The sequence below is a fragment of the Humisphaera borealis genome (genome assembly GCF_015169395.1).
GTDB lineage: Bacteria > Planctomycetota > Phycisphaerae > Tepidisphaerales > Tepidisphaeraceae > Humisphaera > Humisphaera borealis.
The window spans coordinates 1,704,520-1,717,427 of record NZ_CP063458.1; the positions used below are offsets into that span (position 1 = coordinate 1,704,520).

At 62.9% G+C, this 12,908-nt stretch carries 9 protein-coding genes; 6 read left to right on the forward strand and 3 right to left on the reverse strand.

Annotation, left to right across the window (positions count from 1 at the left end; translation table 11 throughout):
* Positions 1–19 precede the first annotated feature (19 nt).
* The 6 genes from IPV69_RS06395 to IPV69_RS06420 all read left to right on the forward strand — a co-directional run bounded on the left by IPV69_RS06395 (position 20) and on the right by IPV69_RS06420 (position 8,662).
* Positions 20–1,522, forward strand: a complete 1,503-nt coding sequence (locus IPV69_RS06395; protein WP_206294089.1) for a DUF1501 domain-containing protein — start codon at positions 20–22, stop codon at positions 1,520–1,522.
* Between the two features lie 56 nt (positions 1,523–1,578).
* Entirely contained in the window at positions 1,579–2,925 is a 1,347-nt protein-coding gene (locus tag IPV69_RS06400; RefSeq protein WP_206294090.1) for a hypothetical protein, read from the forward strand.
* Between the two features lie 427 nt (positions 2,926–3,352).
* Complete coding sequence (locus tag IPV69_RS06405) at positions 3,353–5,323, forward strand: FG-GAP repeat domain-containing protein (protein ID WP_206294091.1); 1,971 nt, start codon at positions 3,353–3,355, stop codon at positions 5,321–5,323.
* 83 nt (positions 5,324–5,406) lie between these two features.
* Complete coding sequence (locus IPV69_RS06410) at positions 5,407–6,306, forward strand: dihydrodipicolinate synthase family protein (protein ID WP_206294092.1); 900 nt, start codon at positions 5,407–5,409, stop codon at positions 6,304–6,306.
* A gap of 104 nt (positions 6,307–6,410) precedes the next feature.
* Positions 6,411–7,373 (forward strand): proline racemase family protein, encoded by a 963-nt coding sequence (locus IPV69_RS06415; RefSeq protein ID WP_206294093.1) that lies wholly within the window; start codon positions 6,411–6,413, stop codon positions 7,371–7,373.
* Positions 7,370–8,662 carry an NAD(P)/FAD-dependent oxidoreductase gene (locus tag IPV69_RS06420; RefSeq protein WP_206294094.1) on the forward strand — a complete coding sequence of 431 codons (1,293 nt, stop codon included), beginning with the start codon at positions 7,370–7,372 and terminating at the stop codon, positions 8,660–8,662. The genes IPV69_RS06415 and IPV69_RS06420 overlap by 4 nt, the downstream gene beginning before the upstream one ends.
* Positions 8,663–8,705: 43 nt before the next feature.
* Here the strand turns inward: IPV69_RS06420 and IPV69_RS06425 are convergent, their stop codons facing one another.
* The 3 genes from IPV69_RS06425 to IPV69_RS06435 all read right to left on the reverse strand — a co-directional run bounded on the left by IPV69_RS06425 (position 8,706) and on the right by IPV69_RS06435 (position 12,838).
* Complete coding sequence (locus tag IPV69_RS06425; protein ID WP_206294095.1) at positions 8,706–9,974, reverse strand: beta-ketoacyl-[acyl-carrier-protein] synthase family protein; 1,269 nt, start codon at positions 9,972–9,974, stop codon at positions 8,706–8,708.
* 124 nt (positions 9,975–10,098) lie between these two features.
* On the reverse strand, positions 10,099–10,842 hold the full coding sequence (locus IPV69_RS06430) for a 2-phosphosulfolactate phosphatase (protein ID WP_206294096.1): 744 nt from the start codon (positions 10,840–10,842) through the stop codon (positions 10,099–10,101).
* A 601-nt stretch (positions 10,843–11,443) separates the two neighbouring features.
* The gene (locus IPV69_RS06435; RefSeq protein ID WP_206294097.1) at positions 11,444–12,838 is read right to left on the reverse strand and encodes a sigma-54-dependent transcriptional regulator; all 1,395 of its coding nucleotides are present in this window, start codon (positions 12,836–12,838) and stop codon (positions 11,444–11,446) included.
* Positions 12,839–12,908 lie beyond the last annotated feature (70 nt).

A 12,908-nucleotide genomic window follows, 5' to 3' on the forward strand; every position in this document is an offset into this window, starting at 1 on the left:
CGTTTCAGGAGCAGTGCGAATGGCACGTATGTTTGGAAAGCCGTCGGGCAAGCAGAACCTGCACCTCAACCCGCTGCCTCCGTCGGAGATGATGAGCCGGCGTGAGCTGCTGCACTCGACGTGCGCCGCCGTCGCGGCCACTTCGATGGCGAGCACCGTCTGGGACCTGCGGATGATGAACGCCGCCATGGCCGCCGGCACCGACATCACCGACTACAAGGCGCTGGTCTGTCTGTTCCTCTTCGGCGGAAACGACGCGAACAATCTGATCGTCCCGACCGACTCGACCAACTACGCCGCCTACCTGGCGGCTCGCAAGCTGCCGACCCAGGGCGGGCTGGCGCTTCCGAACGCCGGACAGACCAACGGTGTTCTGCCGCTGGACCTCACCAACGGCAACGGTCGCACGTACGGCATCCATCCGAGCTGCACGGGCCTGCAGACCCTTTTTAACGCCGGGCAGCTTGCAGTGCTCACCAACGTCGGGCCGCTGCTGGCTCCTCTGACGCGTGCCCAGTACCAGGCCAACAGCGTCGCCAAGCCGCCCCAGTTGTTCAGCCACAACGACCAGGTGGTCCAGTGGCAGACGTCCATCCCGGACCAGCAGCCCAAGACCGGCTGGGGCGGGCGCTGCACCGATCTGCTTTACACCGCCAACACCGCCAACTCGATCGCGATGTCGATCTCGCTGGCCGGGCAGAACACCTGGGAAGTCAACAATATCGTCAGCCAGAGCCAGTACCACGTGTCCACCGCGGGAACGGCCGGGCTGAGCGGCATCAGCGCGTCGCAACAGGTGGCGTTTAACGACCTGGTGAACCTCGCCCGCACGCAGGGCACGAACCTGTACGAGAAGAGCCACGCCGAGATCACCCGCCGGGCTTTGGATAACAACGCGATTCTGGGCACCGCGCTGGCAAGCTCGCCGACCTCGACGACGGTCCCGGCCAATCCGCCTTCGCTTCTGAGCCAGCTTGCGATGGTGGCGCGGATGATCAAGGCGGCCCCGCTGCTGGGCCATAAGCGGCAGATCTTCTTTGTCGCGGTGGGCGGCTTCGACCTGCACAATGCCCAGATCGCCCTGACCACTCCGACAGCGCTGATCGACGACTCGGCCCGCGGATCACACGCCGGACTGCTGTCGGGCCTGAGCCAGTCGATGAAATGGTTCTACGACGAGACCGCCGCCCAGGGCAACGCAAGCAAGGTCACCACCTTCACCGCGTCCGACTTCAACCGGACCTTCCCTGTGAACGGCGGCAATGGCTCGGACCACGGCTGGGGCACCCACACGATGATCATGGGCGGCGCGGTACAGGGTAAGAAGTTTTACGGAGCCTTCCCCACCCTGTCCGTCAACGGCCCCGACGACACGGGCCTGGGCCGCTGGATCCCGACAACGAGTGTGGACGAGTACTCGGCTACACTCGCCCGCTGGTTCGGCATCACCGAGACCGAACTGCCGACGATCTTCCCGAATCTCGGCCGGTTCGCTAACCCGAACCTCGGCTTCATGGGCTAATGTCGCCCGTCGGCCGACGTGGGTTTATGCAGCCGCGGCGCCTAGCATCTTCAACCATGCCTGCTGTCATCACAGGTTGCCGGTATCCTCGCGGGCTCGGCGTTCGTCGATGCCTCATGGTCGCTCTCGCGACAGTTCTTTTCTTTCTGGTCTGCCCACGGCCGGCGATCGCTCACGACCCGCTGCTTGATCTTCCTGAACCCAAGTCGGTCCCGGAAGCATGGGATGTCATCCGGCAGTCGGTCGAGAATGTCGGCAAGCTTCTGGAGACCAATCAGCTCAAGCCGATTGCATTCCAGATCGCCAATTGCAGCCCGGCGATACGGCGGCTGCAGTCCGAGCTGGGAGATCGTGCCGACCGCCAGGAGCTGCGGGAGAAGTTGGAGGCGATGTACGCTTCGGGCGGATCGGTGATTCTTGCCACGCGCGACAAGCAATCACCGCTCGAGAAAGCACAGGCGTTGTACAAGACGTACAAGGCCGCTTGGGACGCGATCGCCGAACGGTATCCGCCGGAGCTTCGCACGTCCGCGGTCTACAACTGTCCGATGCATCCGCTGGACAGGCATCTGAAGGAGACCGATCGCTGCACGATCTGCTCGATGAAGCTGAACCGTCGGCGGATCCCTTCCAGCACCACCTACGAGAAGCCCGGCGCGGCATCGATGACGCTGAAGCTGGTGCCCACGCCTCCGCTGAAGCCGGGCGTCCGATCGACCATCAACGCGAAGCTGGCCAGATTGGACGGCGCACCGGTGTTGCCGGCCGATCTGCTGGTCATGCACACCGAGCGCGTGCACCTGCTGATCGTGGATTCGAGCCTGGCCGACTATCACCACGAACACCCCACGCCGACCGCCACCCCTGGCGAGTACGAATTTGCGATCACGCCCCGGCTCCCCGGCGAGTATCGCGTGTTCGCCGATGTCGTGCCCGGAGCCACCGGCGTTCAGGAGTATGTGGTCGGCGACATCCCCCCGGCCGAGGACAATTGCCACGGCAATCCGATCAGCGACAAGGTGGACCGGCTGTCGGCGGAGGACCGGGGACTGAAGGCAGCCCTGGTGTTCCCTGGCCTGAAGACACCCACCCTCCGTGCCAACGAAGTGGTCGTCGGCGAGCTACGCTTCACCGACCGGGACGGCACGCCGTTCGGCGGGCTCGAACCGGTGATGGGCGCGTTCGCGCACATCGTGGGGTTTGCCGAGGATCGCAAGACGGTGGTTCACATCCACCCACAAGGGGAAGAACCGAAGACCGCCGCCGAGCGTGGCGGACCGTTGCTGAAGTTCAACTTTTACGCACCTGCCGCGGGGTACTACAGGCTCTATGTGCAGGTACTGGTCGGCGGCGAAGCGCGATTCATTCCGCTCGGCCTGAATGTGGCGGGTGCGGGGAAGTAGTGCTGGGCACCGGTTCGGGTCGAAGGCCGTGGTGGTGGAGTTGGGCCGAAACATCGAATTCCCCAAATCAAACCCACTGAACTATCAGCCGATGGCAGCCGGGACGGTACGGCAAACCTGGCGCGGCAGAAGGATCACCACCACGGAGGCACGGAGACACGGCGGGTTGCCAGTCGATCCCAAATACCCCGCAGGATCAGACGCGCGGCTCTCACGAGAGTCGAGTGTCCTCGAGTTCGCCCTGACCAGTGCCATCGCAGGTGAAGTGCAGGGGATCCAAGTTGCCCTCCGTGTCTCCGTGCCTCCGTTGTGATCCTTCTGCCGCGCCAGACGGGCTGCACCTCGGCCGGAGCTCCGATCGTTCCGACGCGTGCCACGTCGCCTTGCTTCGGGTACGCTCCGGAAATCCTCTCAGCGGAGTGAGCTTATGCGCCTTCGGACGACTGTCCTTGCCCTTGGCCTAGTGTCGATCGTGTCGGTCCAGGCCGTGATGGCTGAGCCGACAGCGCCGCCCCTCGAGCGCATCAAGTACAACAACCCAGGACTGGCAGTCGATCTGGGTGTCGGACTCTGGGCCTTTCCGCTGCCGATGGACTGGGACAGCGACGGCGATCTGGACCTTATCGTCACCTGCCCAGATACCCCGTACAGCGGAACCTACTTCTTTGAGAACCCCGGCAACGGCAAGCAGTCCGTCGCCGAACGGAGGTTTCCGGTGTTCAAGCCGGCGGTCCGAGTGGGGCCGGCGATGAATTACGCCCACGTGACGTTTGTAGCGGGCAAGCCGCGTGTGCTGACGCCGGCCACCGAGTGGGTCGATTTCCTCGGCAAGGAGTTCAAGACCTCGCGCAAGATTTATCCCAAGGCGTCGGTTCATCCGGCCAAGATCCGCGAGAATCAGTGGAGCTATGTCGACTACGACGGCGACGGCGATCTCGACATCATCGTCGGCGCGGCGGACTGGACCGAATACGGCTGGGACGACGGGTTCGACAAGAACGGGCAGTGGACGCGCGGCCCGTTGCACGGATACGTCTACCTCATCCGCAACGACGGAACCGACGCCAAGCCGAAGCACGCCGAGCCGGTCAAGGTCGAAGCGGCAGGTCGCCCCGTTGACGTCTATGGCAGGCCCACACCCAACTTTGCCGACTTCGACGGCGACGGCGATCTCGATCTGCTCTGCGGCGAGTTTCTTGACGGCTTCACCTGCTTCCAGAACACCGGCAGCCGCTCACACCCCTCATTCGCCGCCGGTCGCAGACTGGCGCGGGATGGCAAGCCGCTGGCGATGGACCTTGAGATGATCGTTCCGGTCGCCGTCGATTGGGACGGAGACGGCGACCAGGACCTGGTTGTGGGCGACGAGGATGGCCGCGTGGCACTGGTGGAGCACACCGGCAAAGTGCTGGACGGGATGCCGCAGTTTGAACCGCCGCGATACTTTCAGCAGGTCGCCGATGATGTGAAGTTCGGCGCACTCGCGACGCCCGTCGGAGCAGACTGGGATCACGACGGCGACGACGACATCATCTGTGGCAACAGCGCCGGCTATATTGCGTTCATCGAGAACCTGGGTGGAAGTCCGCCGACGTTTGCTGCCCCCCGCCGCCTGGAAGCCGGCGGCGAAGTGCTCCGCATCATGGCCGGGTACAACGGGTCCATCCAGGGTCCCGCCGAGGCCAAGTGGGGCTACGCCACACTCAGCGTCGCCGACTGGGATCACGACGGACTGCTCGATATCGTGGCCAATTCGATCTGGGGGAAGGTCGTCTGGTATCGGAACATCGGCTCAAAGACTGCTCCGAAACTCACTGCCGCCGAACCCGTGCGGGTCGATTGGCCGGGTACAACGCCGAAGCCCGTCTGGAACTGGTGGACGCCGAAGCCCGGCGAGCTCGTGCCCCAGTGGCGGACAACGCCGGTCGTGCACGACTGGAACGGCGACGGGCTCAATGACATCTCGATGCTCGATCACGAAGGCTACCTGTCGCTGTTTCGCCGCGAAAAACGTGACGGGAAACTGGTCCTGCTTCCCGGGGAGCGGGTCTTTGTGTTTGCCGGCGGGAAGGAAGGCGGCACCCCCATGCTGTTGAACCCCGGCCAGGCTGGCAAGAGCGGTCGCCGAAAGCTCGCCGTGACCGACTGGGACGGCGACGGCAAACCGGACATTCTCATCAACGGTCTCAACGCCACCCTCTATCGCAATGCAGGTCAGGCCGACGGGCGATACACGTTTGAACCGGCCGTTGACCTGCACACCCGGAAACTTGCCGGCCACGACACCAGCCCGACGACGGTCGATTGGAACCGGGACGGCATTCGAGACCTGTTGATCGGGGCCGAAGACGGCTATCTCTACTTCATGCCCAATCCGCGAACTGCAGCAGGCAAGTGAACACGCCCGCCTGGTCCAGGCACACGTCGGCGTGACATCGCGCGACACACGAAATATAAGGTTGCTTTACAGAGAGCGAGACAATGACTCAGCACCGATGGCAAGGCGTTTTCCCCGCGCTTACGACACAGTTCAGGTCCGACCAGTCGCTCGATCTGGCCGCCACGACGAAGCACGTCGAGGCGGTCCTGGCGTCAGGAGTCCAGGGGCTGGTCATGTGCGGGTCTCTCGGGGAGAACCAGGCGATGTCGCCGGAAGAGAAACGGCAAGTCGTCGAGGCCACCGTAAGGGCCGCCGCCGGCCGGGTGCCCGTGCTTTCGGGCGTCGCCGAGACCAGCACCGCCGCCGCTTGCCAGTATGTCCGCGATTGCGAGAAGCTGGGAGCCAGCGGTTTCATGGTCATGCCGCCGATGGTCTATAAGCCCGATGCCGCCGAGGCGACCGCGTACTTCCGCAAGGTCGCGTCGGTCACGGGCCTCCCCTGGATGCTGTACAACAACCCGATCGGCTACACGACCGACACCACGCCGGAACAGCTTGCCGAACTGGCCGACGTGAGCAACCTGATCGCCGTCAAGGAAAGCAGCGCCAACACGCGCCGGATCACGGAGATTCGCCTGGCAGTCGGCGACCGTTACGCGATCTTCTCCGGCGTGGACGATCTGGTGCTGGAATCCGCCGCACTGGGCATCGACGGATGGATCGCCGGTTCCGGCATCGCTTTTCCGCGGGAAAACCAGCACTTCTGGAACCTGACGCAGGCCGGCAAGTGGGACGAGGCGCGAAAAATGTACCTCTGGTTCTACCCCCTGCTGAAACTGGACACGAACGTGAAGTTCGTGCAATACATCAAGCTCGCCGTCCAGGAGACCGGGCTTGGCGCCGAATGGGTCCGCGAGCCACGAAAACCGATCAGCGGCCCGGAACGCGAGCGCGTACTGACCATCGTTCGCCGGGGCATCGAGAACCGCCCGAAGCTGTAGCACTTGTGGGGCGGGCGTGCAGCGGACACTCATTGGCCAGCGCAAATTGTTGTAGACCAAGGGGCTGGGCAGTGGGCGTCACGACGTCTCTTCCAAAAGCACCTATGCACCAGATCGACTTCATTGATTCCCACACCGAAGGCGAGCCCACGCGCACCATCGTGGGTGGCTTTCCCTCGCTGGGTGGCGGCACCGTTGCCGACCAGTTGGCGGTGTTTCGAGACCGGTACGACCAGTATCGTTCGGCGATCGTCAACGAACCGCGCGGGTCCGATGTACTCGTCGGCGCGCTGCTGTGCCCCCCTTCCGATCCCACCTGCGCCGCCGGCGTGATCTTCTTCAACAACGTCGGGTATCTGGGCATGTGCGGACACGGCACGATCGGCGTGGTTCGCACGCTCGCGTATCAGGGTCGCATCGGTCCGGGCACGCACCGGCTTGAGACGTGCGTCGGCGTTGTCACAATCGAACTCGCCGCCGACGGGCGCGTGTCTTTCAGCAACGTGGAAAGCTATCGGACTGCTGCGGGCGTGGCGTTCGATGTGCCAGGTATCGGCCGGGTTTCCGGAGATGTCGCCTGGGCCGGGAACTGGTTCTACCTCGTCCGTAGTGGCGTCGAAGCAAGCCTGCATGTTGGAAACGTGGCGCACCTGCTCGATCTGACGACGCGGATACGACGTGCGGTGAATGGCGGCGGATACGAACTGGTGGACCATGTCGAGCTTTTCGGCCCCGCCGGTCACGCGGGGGGCAATTCTCGCAACTTCGTTCTCTGTCCTGGCGGCGCTTATGACCGCTCGCCCTGCGGAACCGGGACCAGCGCCAAGCTGGCCTGCCTCGCCGCCGATGGAAAGCTTGACGAAGGGGCCTCTTGGGTTCAGGAAGGCATCCTCGGAACATCGTTCACCGGGCAGTTCCGCTGGACCGATCGGGCGAACGGAAAGATCGTGCCGACCGTCAGCGGAACGGCGCACGTCATCTCGGCGGGACAGCTGTTGATCTCCGGTGAGGATCCATTCGCCTGGGGCATTCGCGCAGACGCCGGAAATGCCGGGGACCAGCGATGAAGCCCAGACGTGTCGCGATTGTCGGCGCGGGTGTGATCGGTCTTTGCGCCGCACTCTATTGTCGCCGCCGCGGGTTTGATGTCACCGTTGTTGACCGTCGCGCCGCGATACGAACGGGTTGCTCATTCGGCAATGCGGGGATGATCGTGCCGAGCCATTTCATCCCCCTTGCCGCGCCGGGCATGGTCAAACTCGGCCTGAAATGGATGTGGAACCCCCGGTCGCCGTTCTATATCAAACCCCGGCTCAGCTGGGATCTGCTGGCCTGGGGTGTGCAGTTCTGGAAGTCGGCGAATCGAAGCCACGTGGAGCGGTCGGCGCCTGTGCTTCGCGATCTGCACCTGTTGAGCCGTTCCCTCTACGAGCAACTGGCGGCCGAGCCGGGCGCGGATTTCGGGTTTACACCGCGTGGCTTGCTGATGCTGTGCAAGACGTCGCACGGACTCGAAGAAGAGAGCCACGCCGCCATCAAGGCCAACGAACTCGGAATCCCCGCCGAGGTGCTCGATGCCGCCGGCGTCGGCCGGCTCGAACCGCACACCCAGACCGACGTGGCCGGCGGCGTTTTCTACCCGCGCGACTGCCACCTCTCGCCATCGGCGCTGATGGCGCACCTGGAGAAGACACTGGCGGCAGACGGCGTCGAGCTCTGCTGGGAGTCGCAGGTCGAGCGATTCAACGTGATCAACGGACGATTGGTGAGTCTGCAGCTGACCAAGTCGGAGGGTGGCGATTCAACCTCTCGCGCAGATGGGGTCAGTATCGAGTTTGACGAACTGGTTGTTGCCGGCGGTATCGGCTCGACCGCCATCGGTCGGGACCTGGGTCTGAGGCTTCCGATGCAGGCCGGAAAGGGTTACAGCCTGACGCTCGATCGCCCCCGGCAATCGCCGACCGCGTGTGCGATTCTGACAGAGGCGCGCGTCGCCGTTACACCGATGGGCGGTAGGCTGCGGTTCGGCGGAACGATGGAAATGGCTGGAATCGACGAACGCATCAACGCCAGTCGCGTCGCAGGCATCGTGTCGGCGATCCCGCGCTACTACCCGGCGTTCCAAGAAGCGGACTTTGCCGGGTTGCCCGCGTGGCACGGCCTGCGTCCGTGTCCCCCGGACGGCATGCCTTACCTGGGGCGATCCCGCCGACATGCGAACGTCATCGTCGCCACCGGTCATGCGATGATGGGCATCAGTCTGGCCCCGGCGACAGGGCAACTCGTCGCGGCACTCGCGTCGGGTGACACGTCGCCGATTGATCTGGCAACGATGCGCCCGGATCGATTCGATTGACGCATGATCTCGTCCGGCCGCCGGAAGGCTTGGCAGAAATGACCTACGCGAGGGACTCTCGCCGAACGACCAGAGCACTGTTCTTGCTCCCGAAGGCAATGCAGTTCAGCAGAGCGGTGTCGATCGTCGTCTCCCGAGCCCCGTCGGCGACATAATCGAGATCGCACGCCTCGTCGCGGTTCTCCAGGTTGATCGTCGGGTGGATGAATCCTTCGCTCATCATCAGCACTGTCGCCGCCAGCCCTGCCCCGCCACATGCACCCTGAGGATGGCCGATCATCGACTTGGTGCTACTCATGGGGATACGCCCCGAGGTCGGGCCGAACACGCGCTTGATCGCGAGCGTTTCCAGCCGGTCGTTCAGCGCGGTGCCCGTTCCGTGAAGATTCACGTAGTTCACTTCTGCCTTGTCCACCGCCGCGTCGGCCAGCGCGAGTTCGATGGCGCGAACCGGTTCGACCACGTCCGGTGCGATCTGCACGCGATGATATGCGTCGCAGGTCGACCCCCAGCCGAGGACTTCGGCGAGGATCGTCGCGCCGCGCCGCTCTGCGTGATCGCGGTCTTCGAAGACGAACATCCACGCCCCTTCCGAAAGCACAAAGCCGTCGCGATCAGCGGAGAAGGGTCGCGATGTTTCGGCGGGGGTCGCACGCCGCTGCGTGGAAATGACGCGCATCCGTTCGAAGCCGGCGACGATCTCCCGTGTGATGGGTGCATCGGCACCGCCGACCAGGAACATTGGCAGTTGCCCGGCACGGATCATGGTCATCGCATAACCGAAGGCGTCGGTGCTGCTGGTGCAGCCCGTCGAGATCACATGGCTCATGCCGCGCAACCCCAGCGCGATCGACAACTCGCTGGAGAGGTTGCCATAGGTGCCGGCCGTGATGCCGTACAAACTGGGGGCCTGCCCGGTGAAGCAGCGCTTGTAATGTTCCTCGGCGAATGAGAGGCCGCCGCCTCCGGTGCCGAGAATCACGCCTATCCGGCGTCGCGATTCGAGATCATTTTCGGCAAAGTTCAGGCGAGCCTGATCGAGTGCTTCGCGGGCCGCCATCAAGGCAAGTGGAACCATCCGGGGAACGCGGCGGAGTTCGGCCGGTTCCATGACGGCAGTGAGATCGACGTCCCGAATCTGACCGGCCGCCCATGATTTCAGGCCGGTGGTCTCGAATACGTCGATCGCCGTAATGCCGCTTCGGCCCGCCCGCAATGCGTCGGCGTAGGCCTTTCGTCCGATGCCATTGGGGCTGACGACGCCCATTCCGGTGATAACGACTCGTCGGCGTGAAGGGATTGCTGGCGACAATTCGACACTCCTCAGAAGTCGGGTTCTCCGGCGGATGATAGGCAACCGGTAATAAAGTTGCCGGGATATCGGGGACTCTGAAACAAAAGAACCTGACTTTGCGCCGGGAGTGCCGGACGCCTGCTCATCTCGGCGGCATCCATGGTCTCACGATCGGCTCTCCTCCTTCCACGACCCCTACGACCTTCAGGGCGTCGAGCCGACTGCAGTAGTCGATGTCGTCGGTCAGGCCCACAGACATGACATTCTGCCCTCCGTCTCCGCTGGCGATCAGGGCGCGAAGGTCGTCTCGGTGGTCGAGGAAGAGTTGCCTGGCAATGCGTGCAGTATCACCGCCAAGGGTGACCGAGCCGTTCAAGTTTTCGATCGCCGCGATCACCGCGCCACAGCCGACGACGTCTTCCAGTGCGACCCGTCCGCCGGTGCCGGCGCACAGGAGCGTGATATCGCGGCCCGTGGACGACATCGCCCGCGCCGCCGCCGATGCATTCACCAGGCAGACGGCAAAACGCACCGCCGCACCTCTGGCGGCGATCATCGCCCGCGTGCCGTTGGTCGTGCTCATCAGGCCGACCCTGCCGGCGTGCAGATCGGATCGCAACGCGCCGGGGCTATTCCCTAAATCGAACCCGGCCGGCGCGAGGCAATGTTCCTCGCCAAGAAGAAGCGTCGTCTCGTTCGGAGGAACTGCTTTCGCCGCGTCGCGCACGGATGCCACGTCTGGAAAGAGCCTGATCTCTCGGACGCCGGCGGCGAGCGCGGCCGTGATCGTGGTCGTCGCGCGGAGCACGTCAAACACACCGACCGCGCGTTGATTCAGGTGGGAAGGTTCCAGATCGGCGGGGAGAAATACGACATCCAGCTTCATATGTCGGCACACCATTCTTCGAACGAAAAACGCCCGCCGCATTGTGCGGCGGGCGTTGCATAGTTGCCAGCAGGTCGTTTGCGCCGATGGCCCGATCACCTGACGGTGTAGCCACCCACTTCACTTAAAGCATTCAGAATCGGTCGATTGAGAGACGGTTCGATCAGAATCGGTCTGCGTTCGCAAGAATGCTGCCAGGCCGCGTGTAGCGCTCCCAGCCACGACCACTACATTTGGGGCAGATCTTCGGCGGGCGATCGCCGCCTTCCGGTTCGAATCCGCAATTGCGGCACTGGACATAAAACATTGATACGCGTGGCTCTCCAGCCAAGGGCCGGAATGTTGGAAAAAGTCCCTGAGACGCGAAACGATCCATTGCGATAGACATGATTTGCCACTCCATTCGGTTCCGGGCGACGACATGTCACCGCGAACAAAATAGGTATGGCAAAGCTCGTACCCCTCAGACCCGGATCGCCAGATGAATGCGGTTTAACGAAGGCAGATAGCGCCTTTTGAATTTTCAAAGGACTCGATCAGACAGAATGAAAAAGAGTTCACGCGCCCCCGCCAAACTGCGCAAACCTGGTATGACAGTTCGTCAAGCTTCCGCCAAAATGTCGTCGTTGCTCGCGGGAATAAGGTTCTGTGCCTCGTACTCCTTCAGCTTCCGTTGAAGGGTCCGGACGGAAATCTGCAACCGCTGGGCCGCGTGCGTCCGATTGTTGCCGCTTTTTTCAAGCGACTGCATGATGGCCAAGCGTTCGAGCACTTCCAGAGGCATATCCGGAATATCGACCTGCCCCGACTTGCTCACGCTCCCGTTTAAAATCTTGTCAGGGAGGTCAGCCTCGGTGAGCACTTCACCGTCGGCGAGCACCATCATGCTCTCCAATGCGTTACGCAATTCGCGCACGTTTCCCGGCCAGGGAAAGTTGACGAATGCCCGCATCACTTCGGGCGAAACCCGATGTTTTGCCGTGTGCTTGGTCTCGGCAATCTCCTTGAGAAAGTGCTCTACCAGGATGGGGATATCGTCTGTCCGCTGCCGGAGCGGCGGCAGCAATACGCTGACGACATGCAGCCGATAGTAAAGATCTTCGCGGAAGGTGCCTTTGCGGACCATGTCGTCCAGATCGCGACTCGTCGCGGCAACAACGCGAACATTGACCTTCAGATCCTCGTGACCGCCAACCGGTGTGAGCGTCAGGGTTTCAAGTACGCGAAGCAGCTTGGCCTGCAGCGATAGCTCAAAGTCACCGACTTCGTCGATGAATAGCGTCCCGCCATCAGCCTGCTCGAAGCGACCCATCCGCCTGTCTGTGGCACCGGTGAACGCCCCCCTCACATGCCCGAAGAGCTCGCTTTCGACGAGCGTCGATGGCACGGCGGCAATATTGACCGCGACAAAAGGGCCCTTTTTGCGATGGCTGTTGTGATGCAACGCCTGTGCGACCAGTTCCTTACCGGTTCCGCTTTCGCCCAGGATGAGGACCGTGCTGTCCACGGGCGCGGCCCGCTGGATTCGGGCGAAAACCTCCTTCATCGGCCGGCTCTGACCGATGATCCTTTCCAAGCCAAACCGCTGGTCGAGTCGGCGACGCAGGTCGTCGATCTCGTTTTCCTTGTGCAGCGTCTCGATCGCACGTCGAACAATCAGGACCAGTTCGTCCGGATTGATCGGCTTGGTGAGGTAGTCGTACGCCCCGGCCTTCATCGCATCGACGGCCGCGTTGACGCTGGAGTATCCCGTCAAAAGGATCATCTGAGTCGCGGGCTGTCGGCGTTTCCACAGGGTCAGCAGGTCCATCCCGCTGACTTCGCCCAGTCGAACGTCACTGATGACCAGATCTATCCCTTCGTCGGCATAGGAGAGCGCCTTCTCGGCATCCTCTGCCGCAAAAACGCTAAAGCCTTCAGACTTAAGGATCTGGGTAATGGCGCGACGTTCTGTGTCGCTGTCCTCGACGACTAAAATGCGCCCGGCTGTGCTCATTGGGTTCGATCCGTCAGTTAGTCCGACCTGCGACGGTTCGTCGGACCAACGGGCATGGTAGCTTTATTGA